15 protein-coding genes are annotated in these 15,832 nt (G+C 61.7%); 5 read left to right on the top strand and 10 right to left on the bottom strand.

Annotated elements, in window-relative coordinates:
- Positions 1-28: 28 nt before the first annotated feature.
- From L8U60_RS07750 to L8U60_RS07735, 4 genes are all read right to left on the bottom strand, one after another.
- Positions 29-1,681, bottom strand: a complete 1,653-nt coding sequence (locus L8U60_RS07750; RefSeq protein ID WP_269965792.1) for a cytochrome c biogenesis protein ResB — start codon at positions 1,679-1,681, stop codon at positions 29-31.
- A gap of 104 nt (positions 1,682-1,785) precedes the next feature.
- Positions 1,786-2,568, bottom strand: a complete 783-nt coding sequence (locus tag L8U60_RS07745; RefSeq protein ID WP_269965791.1) for a cytochrome c biogenesis CcdA family protein — start codon at positions 2,566-2,568, stop codon at positions 1,786-1,788.
- Complete coding sequence (locus L8U60_RS07740) at positions 2,569-3,168, bottom strand: TlpA family protein disulfide reductase (RefSeq protein WP_269965790.1); 600 nt, start codon at positions 3,166-3,168, stop codon at positions 2,569-2,571.
- Positions 3,169-3,777: a histidine phosphatase family protein gene (locus tag L8U60_RS07735; RefSeq protein ID WP_269965789.1), complete on the bottom strand. Its 609-nt coding sequence runs from the start codon at positions 3,775-3,777 to the stop codon at positions 3,169-3,171.
- A 113-nt stretch (positions 3,778-3,890) separates the two neighbouring features.
- On the opposite strand from L8U60_RS07735, the gene L8U60_RS07730 reads away from it, so the two are divergent.
- From L8U60_RS07730 to galK, 5 genes are read left to right on the top strand one after another with little or no spacing between them, the layout of a single operon-like run.
- A complete protein-coding gene (locus tag L8U60_RS07730) occupies positions 3,891-4,784 on the top strand; it encodes an aldose 1-epimerase family protein (RefSeq protein ID WP_269965788.1) in 894 nt (297 codons plus the stop codon).
- Between the two features lie 40 nt (positions 4,785-4,824).
- Positions 4,825-6,468 (top strand): sodium:solute symporter family protein, encoded by a 1,644-nt coding sequence (locus L8U60_RS07725; RefSeq protein WP_269965787.1) that lies wholly within the window; start codon positions 4,825-4,827, stop codon positions 6,466-6,468.
- Between the two features lie 14 nt (positions 6,469-6,482).
- Positions 6,483-6,743, top strand: coding sequence for a hypothetical protein (locus L8U60_RS07720; RefSeq protein WP_269965786.1), 261 nt, complete (start codon positions 6,483-6,485; stop codon positions 6,741-6,743).
- Positions 6,744-7,853, top strand: coding sequence for a galactose-1-phosphate uridylyltransferase (galT, locus tag L8U60_RS07715; RefSeq protein WP_269965785.1), 1,110 nt, complete (start codon positions 6,744-6,746; stop codon positions 7,851-7,853).
- Positions 7,850-9,061, top strand: coding sequence for a galactokinase (gene galK, locus L8U60_RS07710; RefSeq protein ID WP_269965784.1), 1,212 nt, complete (start codon positions 7,850-7,852; stop codon positions 9,059-9,061). Before galT ends, galK begins: the two co-directional genes overlap by 4 nt.
- A gap of 2 nt (positions 9,062-9,063) precedes the next feature.
- On the opposite strand, the gene L8U60_RS07705 is transcribed toward galK, so the two are convergent.
- Genes L8U60_RS07705 through hemB form a run of 6 tightly spaced genes read right to left on the bottom strand, consistent with a single transcriptional unit; the run spans position 9,064 to position 15,821 of the window.
- Complete coding sequence (locus L8U60_RS07705) at positions 9,064-9,828, bottom strand: DedA family protein (protein WP_269965783.1); 765 nt, start codon at positions 9,826-9,828, stop codon at positions 9,064-9,066.
- Positions 9,829-9,852: 24 nt separating this feature from the next.
- Positions 9,853-10,878, bottom strand: a complete 1,026-nt coding sequence (locus L8U60_RS07700) for an FAD-dependent oxidoreductase (RefSeq protein ID WP_269965782.1) — start codon at positions 10,876-10,878, stop codon at positions 9,853-9,855.
- Positions 10,871-13,651: a heavy metal translocating P-type ATPase gene (locus tag L8U60_RS07695; protein WP_269965781.1), complete on the bottom strand. Its 2,781-nt coding sequence runs from the start codon at positions 13,649-13,651 to the stop codon at positions 10,871-10,873. Before L8U60_RS07695 ends, L8U60_RS07700 begins: the two co-directional genes overlap by 8 nt.
- Positions 13,651-14,175 (bottom strand): hypothetical protein, encoded by a 525-nt coding sequence (locus L8U60_RS07690; RefSeq protein ID WP_269965780.1) that lies wholly within the window; start codon positions 14,173-14,175, stop codon positions 13,651-13,653. Before L8U60_RS07690 ends, L8U60_RS07695 begins: the two co-directional genes overlap by 1 nt.
- A gap of 16 nt (positions 14,176-14,191) precedes the next feature.
- On the bottom strand, positions 14,192-14,773 hold the full coding sequence (locus tag L8U60_RS07685; protein WP_269965779.1) for a hypothetical protein: 582 nt from the start codon (positions 14,771-14,773) through the stop codon (positions 14,192-14,194).
- A gap of 10 nt (positions 14,774-14,783) precedes the next feature.
- Positions 14,784-15,821 carry a porphobilinogen synthase gene (gene hemB, locus L8U60_RS07680; RefSeq protein ID WP_420840178.1) on the bottom strand — a complete coding sequence of 346 codons (1,038 nt, stop codon included), beginning with the start codon at positions 15,819-15,821 and terminating at the stop codon, positions 14,784-14,786.
- Positions 15,822-15,832: the final 11 nt, after the last annotated feature.

The raw sequence follows: 15,832 nt of genomic DNA, 5'->3' as shown, positions 1-15,832 counted from the left end.
CCAAGGCTGCGGGAGATGTTAGTGCACGTCAGTGCCACTCTTCGGCATCAGAGTCGTCCTCAAACTCAGCCTCATCGAGCTTCTGCTTGTTCGCGTCTTGGAGCACCAACGCCACCACCTCATCGAACTCACTGCCCCACCCGGCGCGGTCCGTGCGGGCGAGTCCGGCGAGTTCAATATGCGTTCCGCCTGCTGCGGAAGGGGTGAAGCGCACCCACACGCGCCGGCGCTTGATCAGCAGCGAACCAACGAGGGAGGCGAGCAACAGGGTGGTGACAACGAGTGCCCAACCCTGGGTGGGGTCGCGGGAGATTTGGTAGTTGGCGTATTCGGCGGCACCGTCGAAACGCACGGTGATCTCCCCTCCTTCGGGGTCATCCCCTGCCGGAATGGTGATTTCTTCTCCCACGCCGAGCGCTACCTTTTCCACGCGCTCCAGTTCACCGGAGGCGATGAGTGCTTGGTCGAGAGCGAAGAGATTCTGCGGGCGGCCGGTATCCAAACCGGCATCACCGATGTAGAGCTCCAGGGACACTGCCGGGTCATCCATGGAGGGGAATGCTGACTGCAGCATGTCATTATTCGGGCCCGTCCAGGCAGCCGTCGGGGCGAACACACCCTCGATGGCGATCTGGTTCTTGCGGCGCTCCATCAGATCCGGGTACATGCCCGCCGGCGGGTCAAAACGCATGACACCGGTGGACAGGAAGAACGTCAGGTCCGTGGGACGGAACTGAATCATCTGGGTGCGCGTTTCACCGTTCGGCCATGTCACGGTGATCTGCGGGGCAAAGCCGTGGCCCTGCAGGTACACGCGATCACCACCCACACGCAGCGGGTGGTTCACGCGCAGGGTGTAGTCCTTCCAGCCCGGCTTAGACTCCCCGGGTTTCTCCGGCGGAGTGGACGCCATTGCATCGCCTTCTGCATAAGAGACCGTGGAGGAGAATGTGTCGGCCTGGCCATTGGGCAGGTAGTCCGCGGTGAAGTTGTGGGAGATAAGGCAGAAGGGGGTGAGCCCGGTGCCGTCGAAAAGCGGGCCGGCGCGGAAGGTATCAAAGTTGGCGGGTGACGTATTGCAGAATTCGCGCGACTGATTCACGGGAATCGCGTGCTCCGATTCGGAGTTGGTCACCACAATGACCTGGCCTTCGTAGAAGACCATTCGGCCAAACGCGAACACGGCGATGATGGCCACGATGGCCACGTGGAAGATGAGGTTGGCCAGCTCACGCGAATACCCACGCTCCGCGGAGATAGACACCGCACCCGCGCGGTCTTCCTCCACGGTGTACTCCGCCACGCGCCACCGCTTGAACTGGGCCTTGGCATGCTTCACCGCGTCTTCCAGCGAGCTGTCCACCTCACCGTCAGCATGGAACGGCATGCGGTGCAGGTACTTCGGCGCACGCGTCGGCTTCGCTTTGTACGCGCGGTAGTGGTCAATCGAACGCGGAATGATGCAGCCAATCAAAGAGACGATCAGCAGCGTCAACAGTGCGACGAAGAAGGGGGAAGAAAACACATCGAACAAACTCAATGCGTCGTAGATCTTGCCCATCGTCGGATTCGCCGCGATGTACTCATCCACCTTGCTGGAGTTCACTTCACGCTGGGGCAACAGCGCACCCGGAACCGCAACCACGGACAGAAGGAACAGCAACACCAGTGCGGTACGCATACTGGTCAACCAGTGCCAGGTGCGTTTAGCCCACACGGTTGCGGAAGAAGTCGCGGTAGAAAACATAAAAATCTAGTGAGTGTCCAAGGTTTTAGAGCACGGGTTTACAGCACGGTCGCGCCGTATCCGACAACCAGCTGGCGGGTCCAGGCGATGAAAACATTCCACGCCCCGGTGAGCAGCAACAAACCAACCAGCACCATGGCAACACCGCCGATGATTTGGATGGTACGCGAATGCTTACGCAAAAAGCCCACGGCGTCCACCATCTTGGCGGAGCCAAGCGCTAGGAGCAGGAATGGAATACCCAGACCCAAACAATAAGCAATCACCAGCACAATGCCGCGGGCAGCCGTCATGCCGTCCGTGCCCACGGAGACAGAGATCACCGCGCCAAGCGTCGGCCCCACACAAGGTGTCCAGCCGAGCGCGAATACGCCGCCGAGCAGCGGTGCGCCCACCCATGTGGCCCACTTCTTGGGCTGCATGCGGGTGTCTTTTTGCAGGATTGGCACGCTGCCCATGAACACCAAGCCCATGATGATGGTCACCACACCACCAATGCGCATCAGGGTGTCAGCGTTCAGTGCGATGACGCTGATGGCACCGAAGACAGTCACCGTGGCCAGCAGGAACACCGCGGTGAAACCCGCGATGAACAGCGCCGCGGCAATCACAACCGCCCATTGGCGGCGCTTGCCCACGGTGACTTCCCCGTTCTCAAACTTCGTTTCACCGCCGACGATGCCGGTGAGGTAAGACAGGTACCCCGGCACCAGTGGGATCACACACGGGGAGGCGAAGGAGACCAAACCAGCCACTGCCGCGGCGAAGAGTCCGGCGAAGAGCGGGCCGTTTGAAACAAGGTCCGCGAACGTCTGGCCCATTTAGCTCTCACCCTCAAGACGGTCTGTGACCTCGATGATGTCGTCCGCCGTAACCTCACGCAGGAACACCGCCGCCGGACGGTGGTGTTTGTCCAAGATCACCGTGGTGGGAATGACAGAGGTAGGAATGCCGCCTAGCGCCGCTGCACTGCGGAACGGCGGGTCATAGATGGACGGGTAGGTCACCCCGTTGTCCTTCAGGAAGTCGCGGGAAATCTCCCGCTGGTAATCACGGACATTGATGCCCAGCACTGTACCGGAGGGTTTGCCGTCCACAGTCCGGCTGGTCAGGTGTTCCTGCACGTCCTGCAGGTCATCCACCTCCGCACGGCAGGGCGCACACCACTGACCCCACGCGTTGAGCACCACCGTCTGCCCCTCAAAATCGGACAGGGAAATCTGCGAATCCGGCTCCATCAACGATTCACCGGAAAAATCCGGCAAGGGCGCGCGCTCGTCTTCGTCATAGAAGATCTCCACCTGGCCGCCGGGCGAGTGGAAGGCAAACGTGTCACTGGACCCCGGCACCGCGCAAGCGGACAGCCCGAACGCGCCGAGCAACGCCACGCTTGCCAAAACCATGGCATGAGAACGACGCATCTAAATCCCCTTCGCCGGTTCGGAATAAGACCAAGACTTCAGCTTGTCCCCTTCAAACACCAGGGTGGTCACGCTGGCCAGGTCGCACTTACGCGTTGCCGGGTTGTGTGGCAGCCGCTTGCCCTGGGCCCAACGCTGCACCATCACGATAGGCAGCTGGTGGGACACGAGCACGGCCTCATGCCCTTCAGCCTCAGCACGAGCCTTATCGACGGCACGCAGCATCCTCTCCAGAATCTCCGCGTACGGCTCACCCCAACTCGGCTTCAACGGGTTGGTCATGTGGCGCCACCGGATCGGGTTGAGCAGCTGGCTGCGTAGCCCCTTGGTGCGCAGGCCTTCAAAGACGTTGCCGGACTCAATGAGATCCCGGTTCGTCTGAATATCCTGCCCCACCACCTCCGCGATGGGTGCCGCGGTTTCTTGGACGCGTTCCAGCGGGGATGCCGCCAGGTAGGTCACGTCTTTGCCTTTGAAGCTCGTGGCGGTCCGCGCCGCCATGGAACGGCCGCGGGAACTCAAGTGGAAATCCGGGAGACGCCCGTAGAGCAATTTCTTCGGGTTGTGCACTTCCCCGTGTCGCACGAGGTGGACAACGGTCTCAACCATGACAAGCCCTCCTCTTTACGCTGCGATTTTCATGGAGTTTCAGAATCTGAGTACTAATCCTATTGGTTGATGCCAGTTTCACGGCAGAGGGGGCACCCGTGGATAATTACCCCATGGGTGTTCACACAATCCCGGAAGTAACGCTTCGAAGAGTCGCTGACCACGAGGTCACCGCGATTATTACGGCCTCAGGCGCCGCTATTCGACGTCTGGAGGTAGACGGACGCCCATTACTCAAGAGCTTTGAACCCGCCCACCGGCCACCGGGAGCAGCCAATATTGTACTGGCACCCTGGCCGAACCGGGTTGCTGATGCGACGTTCACGTTCAACGGTGTTACGCACCAACTGGACGTGACGGAACCTGAACGGGGGCATGCACTCCACGGGTTCACGTGGGGGCGGATCTTCAGCATTGAGGAGCACACGGACGACAGCGCAACCCTGCGCACAGTCTTGGGGCCTGAACCTGGGTGGCCGTGGCAGATTGAGCTCACGGTGATGTACACGCTCACCGATACGGGAATTGATGGCGCAATGACAGCACGCAACATCACCCCGGCCGAGGACGATCACGGTCCAGCGCCGTGTGCTTTGGGCGTGCACACCTATCTAGATCCCCAAGGCGCGCCACTCGATGAGTGCACGTTGCATCACACCATCGAGGAACGCCAACCACTAGATTCCCGCAATATCCCAGCCGGCCCACGTGAACCGTGGCCGGCCAGCCCCATGCCCATGAACGGGGTGTGGCTCGATGATGCGGGAATTGATTTAGTGAAACGCCCACGCGTGGCCCGGCTGGTGAATAAGGGTGGATATGGGGTGGAACTGGAGGCGTGCATAAGCATGCCCTGGACCCAGGTTTTCACCTCCCCGCAGCGGGAGCTGGCGGTCGAACCGATGACCGCGCCCCCAAACGCCCTGAACTCGGGCGAAGATTTGACCGTGCTGGCCCCCGGTGAGCGCATGAGCGTGAGCTGGTCAGTGCGGGCAATACATAACTGAACACGAAACCTGTACATCAACAGAAAGCGAGTGTCCCGCTATGGATACAGCCCTCAGGCTCGATGCCTCCTGGGTCGACTACATGCTCGTCGCGGTGTTTTTCGCGTTCGTGCTGGGGATTGGATGGGCTGCGAAGCGCGGCGTGTCCTCGTCGATTGACTTCTTCCTCTCCGGCCGCGGGCTGCCCGCCTGGATCACTGGTTTGGCGTTCATCTCCGCCAACTTGGGTGCGGTGGAGATCATCGGTATGTCCGCCAATGGTGTGGAGTACGGCGTGCAAACCATGCACTACTTCTGGATCGGCGCCGTGCCCGCCATGATCTTCCTGGGCATTGTGATGATGCCGTTCTACTACGGCTCCAAGGTCCGCTCCGTGCCGGAGTTCATGCTCAAGCGTTTCGGCCCGGCCGCGCACTTGGTCAACGCGATTTCCTTCGCGGTGGCACAGCTGCTCATCGCCGGCGTGAACCTGTTCCTTTTGGCCACGGTGGTGGAAGCGCTGCTGGGCTGGCCGCTGTGGGCAACGCTTGTTGTTGCCGCCGTGATCGTGTTGGCCTACATCACCCTGGGTGGCCTGTCGGCTGCGATTTACAACGAGGTGCTGCAGTTCTTCGTCATCGTTGCCGCGCTGCTGCCGCTGACCATCATTGGTCTGCGCCACGTGGGCGGCTGGAGTGGCCTGAAGGAGGCCATCAACGATCCGAGCCACTTCTCCACCTGGCCCGGCCAGGACATCTCTGGCTTTGCCAACCCGGTGTGGTCCGTCGTGGGTATCGTCTTCGGCCTCGGCTTCGTGCTGTCCTTCGGTTACTGGACCACCAACTTCGTTGAGGTGCAGCGCGCCATGGCATCTGATTCGCTGTCCTCGGCGCGCAAGACCCCGATCATCGGCGCATTCCCCAAGATGTTCATCCCGTTCATCGTGGTTGTGCCCGGCATGGTTGCTTCCGTCCTGGTCACCCCGATCATGGAGGGTGCCGCTAATCCGAATGATGCGGTGCTGTATCTCATGCGTGACCTGCTGCCCAACGGTCTCCTCGGCGTGGGTATCGCTGGCCTGCTGGCTGCATTCATGGCCGGTATGGCAGCGAATATTTCATCCTTCAACACCGTGTTCAGCTACGACCTGTGGCAGACCTACGTGGTCAAGGACAAGGACGATGATTACTACCTGCGCGTTGGCCGCCTGGCCACCGTCGGTGCAACCGTGATCGCTGTGTTTACGGCGCTGCTCGCCGCGAACTTCGGCAACATCATGGACTACCTGCAAACACTGTTCGGCTTCTTCAACGCCCCGCTGTTTGCCACCTTCATCCTGGGTATGTTCTGGAAGCGCATGACCCCGCATGCCGGTTGGTCCGGCCTGGTGGCGGGTACCGCTGCCGCGATCATCTTCTGGGCACTCTCCCTGGGCGAGGACCCGCTGGTCAGCCTGCCGGGCCAGGGCACCGCATTCGTCGCTGCTTCCCTGGCATTCACGGTGGACATCCTCGTGTCCGTCATCGTGTCCCTGTTCACCACCCCGAAGCCGGATGAGGAGCTCGTGGGCTTTGTCCGCAGCGTCACCCCGAAGGACCAGCTCGTCGACGCCTCTGAGGCCACCTTGCCGTGGTTCCAGCGCACCATCCCGTTGGGCGTGATCGCCCTTGTCCTTGTCATCGGCCTGAACTTGATGTTCCTCTAAAGGAAGTGACTTCCATGACTACTTCACAAGCATCAACCGCCACGTTTGATATCCGTAACGTCATTGGCGCGCTGCTGGGTTTCTACGGCATCGTGCTCATCATCTGCTCGTTCGTGCTCGACCCGGGCTTCAATGTGGACGAGAACATCCCCAAGGAGTCCGGCGACAACCTGTGGGTGGGCATTGTGCTGGCCGTCGCGGCAGCAGTGTTCTTCCTGTGGGCACGGTTCCGCCCGATCGCCTTTGACCCCGAGACACTGGAAGCAGCAGATTAGATGACTGATCTGAAAATCACGCGCACTACTTTGTCCGATGGACGTGAGCTCATCTACTTCGATGAGCCCGGCACACCCGATCGCACCGCCACCGATGAGCGTGGCCTGCCGGAGGTTCTCACCGAATCCTGGATGCGCCGGGACCCGCTGACCGGCGAGTGGGCGATCTACGCCGCGCACCGCCAGAATCGGACGTTCCTCCCACCCGCCAATGAGGACCCGCTGGCGCCCACGCGGCCTGGCCAGAAGCCCAGTGAGATTCCAGAGGACGACTACCAGGTGGTCGTGTTTGAGAACCGCTTCCCGTCCTTGAGCATGCGGTTGGATATTCCGGAACACTATGACCCATTCGTCGATAAGCAAGAGCTCTTCGAGCGCGCCCCCGCGTGGTCACGCTGCGAAGTCGTGTGTTTCACGCCGGACGCGGAAGGCTCTTTCAAGGACCTGCCGCTGAGCCGCAAGCGCGCGCTCATCGACGTCTGGGCGCACCGCACCGCCGAACTCTCCGCACTTGAACCCGTCAAGGCCGTGTTCCCGTTTGAGAACCGCGGCGAGGAAATCGGTGTGACCTTGCACCACCCGCACGGGCAGATCTACTCCTACCCGTTCGTGCCGCCGCGCATGGCCGCCATCGCGCGCCAAGCACAGGCTCATCGTGCAGCGCATGGCACATCGCTTTTCGACGATCTCTTGGCCGCCGAACTCGCCTCCGCCCAGCGCGTCATCGCGGAGACAGACCGCTTTGTGGTGTTCACACCCGCCGCGGCGAAATGGCCGCTGGAGGTCATGGTGATGGCCAAGCGAGCGGTGCCGAATTTCGCTGAGCTGACCACCGCTGAGCGTGATGATCTGGCCGTGATCTGCGACAAGCTCTTCGCCGCTGTGGACCAGTTCTTCCCTGGCATTGAGCGCACGCCGTACATCGCTGCGTGGAACCAGGCGCCGGTGGATGCCCCGGAGGATGGGCGCTTCCACCTTCAGCTGTTCTCCCTCATGCGCTCTCCCGGCCGCATGAAGTTCCTGGCTGGCAGTGAATCCGGCATGGGTGCGTGGATCAATGACACCACCCCGGAAGTCATCGCCGCGACGTTGAAGGAGGCCTACCAGTGATTGTTTCTGCCACCCGCAGCCCCGAGCAGCTGACCACCAATGCGCACGCGTTTTTCACCGAGCACATCGGTGGCCGTGCCGCTGGTGTGTGGGTCGCACCGGGGCGCGTGAACCTCATCGGTGACCACGTGGATTACGCCTTCGGTGTATGCCTGCCCTTTGCCACCTCCATGGCCACGGCCGTGGCTGCGCGCGTGCGTGAGGACGGCGTTGTGCGCATGGTGTCCCACTCCCCCAATGGTGAGATTCTGGACGCCGAAGTGAACCTGGCGGAACTATCCACCACCAGCGCGGAGGAAGGCTGCCTGCCGGATTGGCGCGGCTACATCGCCGGCACCGTCCATGCCCTCATTGGTGGCGCCACATCAGGCCTAGACATCGCGGTGATCTCTGACGTGCCGCTGGGTTCTGGCCTGTCCAGTTCCGCCGCTTTGGAGTGCGCCGTGGCCGTTGCGGTGCGCGATCTGTTGGCACCGTCCCCGACTGATGAGGACATCATCGCCGCCACCATGCGCGCCGAGAACCACTACGTGGGCGCCAACACCGGCGGCTTGGACCAAAACGCCGTGGTGCGTGGGCGCGAAGGTTTCGCCTTGGCGCTTGATTTCCTGGCCAATACCCACGAGCAGGTTCCCTGCGACTGGGAGGGCTACCAGCTGCTTGTCTCCGACAGCCGCGTTGAGCACTCCCACGTGACCGGTGAGTACAGCTCCCGCCGTGGCCTCATCGACCAGGTGGCAGCCGCCCTTGACTGCACCTTCCGCGAGGACGATGTGGTGGAGCGTGCCGTGGAGTGGGCATCCTCATCCGAATCCGGTGGCACCGCTGTTGACGGTGCCACCGTGCGCCGTCGCGTGCGCCACGTGCACACGGAAACCGCGCGCACGATCGATGCGATTGCGGCGCTCAAGGCTGGCGATATCGCCCGATTCGGTGAGCTCATGAACGAAAGCCACGTCTCCTTGCGCGATGATTTTGAGATCGTCCCCGACGCCCTCGAAACCGCTGTTCAAGCCGCTTTGAAGGCCGGCGCAGTGGGCGCCCGCATCACCGGCGGTGGCTTTGGTGGTTCCATCATCGCCCTGTGCCGGGTGGAGGATGTGGATGCGGTGGCCGCAGCAATTGAGGCTGACACCGCCGCCCAGGGCCACCCCACCCCGGTCATCTATGCGACGAGCGCCCAGGATGGTGCCCGGCGCGTGGACTAGCGTCAGGCCTTGCCGGTGGCCTTGGACTGCCCGCGGAAGGCGCCGAAGAGCACCACGACGATAAGGCCGATGGCGATCCAGTTGGCTACCTTCGAGTACTGCTCGAGGACGTAGACCACTGGCTCGCCGATCGACCAGCCCAGGCCGAGGTAGAGGAAGGACCACATGGTCTTCGCCACAAAGTCGAGGACCATGAACTTCTTCACATCCATGCCGGTTGCACCGCACATGACAAACACAACGAAGGCGATGGGCAGCGGAATAGGCAGGTACGCCAGGAAAATAGCCACCCAGCCGAGGCGGTGGAACCAGCCCTCCACGCGCGCGAAATTCTTCGCCGCACGCTTGGAGTTTTGTGCCTGAACATCCAGGATGCCCCGGCCCCAGAGTTTGCCGGCCCACCAGTAGACCCAGTCAAACTTGATGTTCACCAGCGAACCAATGAGCAGGAACCACAACCAGCCCGGGGCCTCCCCTACCGCGGCCAGCGCACCAGTGGATGCCGCACCAATGCGTGAGCCCGTCACGGCCAACAGGATTGGTGGATCCAAACCAAGCAGCCAGGCACGCAACGGAATCATGGCCATGCCAAAGATGCCCACGAAACCGAACCAGGCGAGACACCAGTAGTCCGACTTCGTCGGCTTAGAATTCCACGGCAGGCCGGATTGCTCCCACCATTCGGGTTCTTTGTCCTCCGAGCCTTCCGGGGTTTCCGGCTTGTCCGGATTCTCCGACAGGTCTGGCTGATCCTGGTCTTTGTGCATGGGACTTAAAACTACACGGGGTATCTACGCGGTGGGCACATCATCCGCGGTTGTGCGGGCGTGTGCGATGACAGCGGCGATACCCGCGCCACCTGCCCATGCACCGGTGGCGGAGATTCCCGGGAGCTGCGCGATCAGTTCAGCTGCTTCCGCGGCAGCAGCCTTGTTCGCATCCGTGTTCTCCGGGAAAGCACCGAACCAGCGCTGGACATAGATTTCTTCCAGGCCGGCAGCGCGGCCATCAAAGCCGGTCACCGTTGCCAGATCATCCAGGGCCCAATCCACCAAATCATCCTCATTGGCATGCGCTTCGGCCTTGAGAGTGGCGCGGACCAGTGCGCCCTCGCGTTGCGCGATGTGGGTCCAGCGCTGAGACGAGAACACGAAGGATTCTGTGTGGACTCCATCCACCCCATCCGCAATACGGATCTCCGCGGTCTCCGGCAAGCCCTCACCCGTGGCAAAACGCATGCCCACCACAACGCGGTTAGCCAAGGTCACCTTCGCCAAAGCCTGGGATGCATCAGCATCCACCTGCTTGAGCAGAAGAGCCGCGGTCGGTGTTGGTACAGCGAGAACAACGTGGTCGTAGAGCTTGTCCTCGCCGCCTTTCAGGCGGAAGCCTTCTCTCCCGCTTTCTTTGTCCTTTTCACGCGTGATGCCGGAGATGAAAGCATCAATGTAAATATCGGCGCCGGATTCCTCCGCGAGCTTCTCCGGCAGTTCCTGGAGGCCGTGGTGGAAGGTGGTGGTGCGGGGAGCATCGATAAGCGAAAGCTCCTTGCCATCCCACTGCATGGTCGGCGCGTCGCTGGGTTCGACGAGTGACCCAGTCAGGCCCAGCTCGTCGATAAATGCACGCATGTCTTCGGTGGGGATGAAGGATTCCGAGCCGATGTCCGTGGGGCCGCCCTCGAATCCGACGGTGTGCAGCTTGCCTCCGATGCGATCGGTTGCCTCATACACATCGACGCTCACCCCGCGCAATTGCCGTGCCACGGTGAGTCCCGCCAGCCCGGCACCAACAACAGCAATCTTCGTGTTAGACATTGTTCTCTCCGTTGACAAGTTCAGACATCGTCTCCGGCTCCACGCGATCCTCATTCGGGAAACTACGCGCACGCATAGACAACCCCTCAATGAGCAGCGAAGAACCAAGCATGAGCACCGTTGCCGCGATCGGCGGAATCACACCCGCCACCGCGCACAGCAACATCACACCGTTGTAGACCCAGGCGAGCGTGAGGTTGCGGTCAATCACCTCACACACCTTGCGCGCATGAGCGACAAGCTGCGGCACCGCCAGTACATCGTGGCGCAGCAGCACAGCAGACACCGAGCGGCCACGACGACGGGAAACTTCAAGGTCCTCCGAGTCCGCGTACATGACACTCACGGTCGCCGCGCGCAACGCATCGCGTACCGACGCATCCCCCACCAACGCCACTTCCGCCCCCGCCGCCTGCAGGTTGCGGATCGCCCCGGCCTTGCGGTTATTCGTGATACCGGCCAGAACATTCGAGATACCCAAGAAATCCGCAAAACGACGCGCCACCGGGTAGGTGTCACGCGTCATCATGACCGTTTCCACACCCATCTGCTCCAGGCGGGACACCGCCTCATCCGCGTCATCCTTGAACGGGTCAAACAACGTAATCACGCCACGGTCCTTGCCCTTCCAACGCACCACAACGGGTGTACCGCCGGAGGTTGCCGCCACCGCAAGGCGGCCACGCAGGTGCGACAGGTTCACCGGGCGCCACAGCGTGGCGTCAACCTGCGAGGAGGTTTCCTTACCGTCCTCGTCGATGTACACCAGGTGCACGCGCGCGTTCACGTCACCGCTGGGCTCCGTGGTCACGCTCACCAGTTCATAGCGCGTGGGCAGATCCGGGTTGTTGTCCGACTGCGTCTTTGCCTCGCGTGCGCTCTGCACCAAGGCACGTGCCGCCGGAGTGTCCGATTCCATGGACAGCGCACCAGCGATGCGCAAAACCATTTCCTCGCTCTCCCCCTCCGCGGCCGTGACTGTTTCCACACACGTCTGGTCCTTCACCAACGCCCCCACGCGGTTAAACACCACCGTGTCCACCGTCTCCAGAGCACGCAGCGTACTGCCGTCGCGCAGCAGCACACCGTTGCGGGCCGCAGTCTCAATACCCAACCGCAGCGCCAACGCCGGGGACAGGGCCAACGCGACTGGTGCCACACCAGCCAGCACCGCCAAGGAGGTGCGCAGCGCCGCGTTGTAATCGCCGGAGATCAGACCCCACAGAATGAAGCTGAAAAACGCCACCGTCATGGACAGCGGCATGAGCCGGGCAGCGCTCTGCGCATATTGCACAGACGCGTAGCGCTGGCGCTCTTCCACGTCACGCAGCCACTGCATGACCACCAACCAGCGCGTGGCATGGCCGGTGCGCTGCGCGCGGATCTTGATCTCGCCGGCCTCAATCACGGAACCGGCGTACACGGTGGAGCCGACTTTGACGTCGTTGGGCTCGTGGACGTCGATAAGCCCCGGGCGCAAACGAGCCTTTCCACCGATCACCTTGCCGTCGGCTGGAATGACTTCCCCGACGTGCACGACAATGTCATCGCCGCGGTTGATTTCGGTGACCGGGATCTGCTCCTGATCAATCTCCGCGCGGCCGCGCATCTTGTTGATGCGCGTGTACTCAAGATCCGGATCAAGCGATTGATCCGCCATCTCATCAAACAACAAGCGCCGCGCGCGAATGGAATATCTACGGCCGATGAGCAGCAACAACGTGATGCCGCACGCCACATCTAGGAACAACTCGGGCCCATTATCCGTACCTTGCGTTGTCGCGAACCACGTGAAACCCGAATGCCAGCCGTGCTGCCCCGTCGGCGCGAGAATAATCACCGCCGCTGACCACAGGTACGCAATGATGATGGCCACGGAACTAGCCCCATCCAGCGCGGTGATTCCACGCCGGACTCCGCCCAACAACGCACGGTGGAACGGGAAAGCACACCACATGACCACCGGGGTGGCCAAGGCGAGCTCCACCCACTGCCAGCCACCAAACTGCGCCGACTCAAAGTAGGCCAACACCAGCACTGGCAGCGTGAGAACCAACGCCAACCACATGCGTGCCGGCGTGATCAGATCACGCGCGGTGTACAGGACATCGTCCTTCTTATCCCGCTTGACCGGATCCTTGCTCTGGTTCTTCCGCTGCGCCTCCTCACGCCGGGCCCGCGGACCAAAACCCGCCTGGCGCGCCCGATCGAGCGAACGCTGCGCCGAACGGCGGCGCCGACGCAACTGCACCGGCACATCCCCCGTTGCCTTGCGGCGCACATAGTGCTCAGCGCTTTCCACCGCCGCCGCGTAGCGCAGCATCGACGCATCCGTCAGGGACGCCTTAATTCCAAGTTCTGCAAACTTATCGACGATCACCTCCGGCCGCGTATCCACCGTCGCCGTCACCCACGCGGACTGACGTGGATGCACCACACGGCACTCCACCCCGTCGAGGGATTCCACGGCTTCCTCCACCATGTCAATGTCTGGTGCCGGCGGAAGATTCTCCAACACGAAGGAGTAAGAAACATGGGGGCGGTCCTCAATGTCCGCCGAGAACCAGACGGAAGACTCCCCTGGTTTTTCTTCCACGCCAATGCCAGCAGCACGTGCCGCATCCATCGCATCCTGGATGGAACGCCCAAGATCCTCATGGCTACCGGTGATCTCTGGGGCGCCCTCGCCCACCACGACGGCCTCCATGGCCTCCGTGTCTGGCAGATCACTGTTATTCACTGGCTTGGTCATTGCTACTCGCTGGTTCCTCATTAAAAACGTGGACTTTTCTCATCCACAAACGCATTGGAATCTGGACGAAACGCTAGCAGCATAGCCACCACCAGCAGAACCACAACAACCATGGACACCCACGCTGTCATTTGAACGACAAAGGACGCCAGGTGCAGAAAGCACGCCAACGCCACACCAGCACCCGCCCAGCGGCGGGCCGTGCGGCTACCCTTCGGAAAGTACGCGGCTGCGGAGACCAACCACACGGTGAGGATGATGCTGCCCCAGGCCGTAACACGCATGTTGGTCATGTACCTCTGGCGAAATGGCTCATCGGCGACGTCGCCAAGCAGCTTGCTCACCTCATGGATCACGGCGTCACCCGGATACCCGTTGGCCAACAGCGTGAACGCGGTGAGCAACATCAGCACACCGGCAGCGCAGATCAAGTAGAAGGCCACGCGCAGGTTGCGCGGGCAGCCTTCCCCGCCTGACGCAGTGAACCTGTGGTTACGGTTCGGGTCATTCGGGTCCGACACCATCGTGGGGAACATACCGGCCATGGTTTTCTACTTTCCCTTAAGAGTTGCGGGGGTTGCTGTTCTTTCCCGGCTTAGTTACCCACTTCCGGGTCTCATCCTGCGTGGCAAAGAAAATGGCACACACGCCGGCCACACCAGCGATGATCTGCATGATTCCATCCAGCGCAATAACAGGTGTGGGAACGGCACTGCCGCTGGCCGGGATGGCAAAGATGAGCATGACGCGCAACGCGAAGTAACCGCCGAACACCATGAGCAGCTTCATCGCATTGGACGCCCAGGAGGCTTGCTTAGACACAGCCCGAAGAGCGATGGCGAGCACGAGCACAATGATCAACGCGAAGAGCGCGGCGATTGCTATCGACGCATACGCCAACAACGTCACATTCGCCTCGCCGATCTCCTTCGCCGCCGATGGGCGCGACTGCTTCGCTTGTTCCACGAGTGCGGAAGGATCAAGCAGCGCCACCGCAATGGAGAACAACTGGTGTATAAGCTCCCCGCACAGCATCACCACGGCTGTGAGAACGAATAAGCGCACTGCTTCCGGTTTCTCGTGGCTGTCCACTGGGGGCTGATCGTCCACCGGTGGTGCAAGGTGGGTTGGGGGTGTGGTCATGGTGAAGAGCTCACTGATCCTTCTGGTCCCGGAGGAACCGGGCAGCGTCGATAGCAAAATAGGTAAGAATCTGGTCTGCGCCAGCACGCTTGATAGCCATCAATGATTCCATCATCGTGCGCTCCGCGTCGAGCCAACCATTCTGGCCGGCGGCCTGAATCATCGCGTACTCGCCGGAGACTTGGTAGGCAGCAACGGGCACGGGAGAGACCTCCGCGACCTGCGCCAGCACGTCCAGGTACGCCATGGCAGGTTTCACCATGACAAAGTCCGCGCCTTCAGCCACGTCGTGTTCGACCTCCAGCAGCGCTTCCCGGACATTCGCCGGGTCCTGCTGGTACGTGCGGCGATCCCCCCTCAAGGATGAACCCACTGCATCGCGGAAGGGGCCAAAGAAGGCAGAGGCGTATTTGGCGGAATACGCCATGATGGCCACATCCGTGTAGCCGTGCGCGTCCAGCGCCTCACGGATCACCGCGACCTGGCCATCCATCATCCCGGACGGGCTCACCAGGTGTGCGCCCGCTGCTGCCTGCGCCACGGCCATGTCCGCGTACAGCGGCAGCGTGGCGTCATTGTCCACCACCTCGCGCCCGAAGCGGTCGTGCGTGACCACGCCACAATGGCCGTGATCAGTGAACTCATCCAGACACGTGTCCGCCATGATGAGCAGGTCATCACCGAACTCTGCGCGCAGTTGTGCCACAGCCCGATTGAGAATCCCGGCTTCATCCCAGGCGACGGAACCCGTGGCGTCCTTGTCCTCCGGCCGCGGAACACCGAAGAGGTCCACACAGGGAATACCGACAGCAAGAGCTTCCTCACAGATCTGCTTCAGCGAGTCCATGGAGTGCTGGTACACCCCCGGCATGGAAGGGATCTCCCGGCGCTGCCCGGATTGCCCGAGATCATCAGCAACAAAAAGCGGCAGGATGAAGTCCGCCGGATCAAGCAGATGCTCAGCCACCATCCGCCGCATCGCAGGCACGCTGCGTAGGCGACGCGGGCGTCGTACAGGTTTCAGCTCACGTTCAAACACGTGGCTCATTGTAGGAAGAT

The organism is Corynebacterium meitnerae, from assembly GCF_027570075.1.
Lineage (GTDB): Bacteria > Actinomycetota > Actinomycetes > Mycobacteriales > Mycobacteriaceae > Corynebacterium > Corynebacterium meitnerae.
Note: the sequence above shows the minus strand (reverse complement) of the source record. Positions and strands in the feature narration are given on the sequence as shown.

What these genes read in the sequence shown, in the direction of transcription:
- L8U60_RS07750 (WP_269965792.1), bottom strand. Translation starts at nt 1,681, where the DNA reads ATGCGTACCGCACTGGTGTTGCTGTTCCTTCTGTCCGTGGTTGCGGTT.
- L8U60_RS07745 (WP_269965791.1), bottom strand. Translation starts at nt 2,568, where the DNA reads ATGGGCCAGACGTTCGCGGACCTTGTTTCAAACGGCCCGCTCTTCGCC.
- L8U60_RS07740 (WP_269965790.1), bottom strand. Translation starts at nt 3,168, where the DNA reads ATGCGTCGTTCTCATGCCATGGTTTTGGCAAGCGTGGCGTTGCTCGGC.
- L8U60_RS07735 (WP_269965789.1), bottom strand. Translation starts at nt 3,777, where the DNA reads ATGGTTGAGACCGTTGTCCACCTCGTGCGACACGGGGAAGTGCACAAC.
- L8U60_RS07730 (WP_269965788.1), top strand. Translation starts at nt 3,891, where the DNA reads ATGGGTGTTCACACAATCCCGGAAGTAACGCTTCGAAGAGTCGCTGAC.
- L8U60_RS07725 (WP_269965787.1), top strand. Translation starts at nt 4,825, where the DNA reads ATGGATACAGCCCTCAGGCTCGATGCCTCCTGGGTCGACTACATGCTC.
- L8U60_RS07720 (WP_269965786.1), top strand. Translation starts at nt 6,483, where the DNA reads ATGACTACTTCACAAGCATCAACCGCCACGTTTGATATCCGTAACGTC.
- galT (WP_269965785.1), top strand. Translation starts at nt 6,744, where the DNA reads ATGACTGATCTGAAAATCACGCGCACTACTTTGTCCGATGGACGTGAG.
- L8U60_RS07705 (WP_269965783.1), bottom strand. Translation starts at nt 9,828, where the DNA reads ATGCACAAAGACCAGGATCAGCCAGACCTGTCGGAGAATCCGGACAAG.
- L8U60_RS07700 (WP_269965782.1), bottom strand. Translation starts at nt 10,878, where the DNA reads ATGTCTAACACGAAGATTGCTGTTGTTGGTGCCGGGCTGGCGGGACTC.
- L8U60_RS07695 (WP_269965781.1), bottom strand. Translation starts at nt 13,651, where the DNA reads ATGAGGAACCAGCGAGTAGCAATGACCAAGCCAGTGAATAACAGTGAT.
- L8U60_RS07690 (WP_269965780.1), bottom strand. Translation starts at nt 14,175, where the DNA reads ATGGCCGGTATGTTCCCCACGATGGTGTCGGACCCGAATGACCCGAAC.
- L8U60_RS07685 (WP_269965779.1), bottom strand. Translation starts at nt 14,773, where the DNA reads ATGACCACACCCCCAACCCACCTTGCACCACCGGTGGACGATCAGCCC.
- hemB (WP_420840178.1), bottom strand. Translation starts at nt 15,821, where the DNA reads ATGAGCCACGTGTTTGAACGTGAGCTGAAACCTGTACGACGCCCGCGT.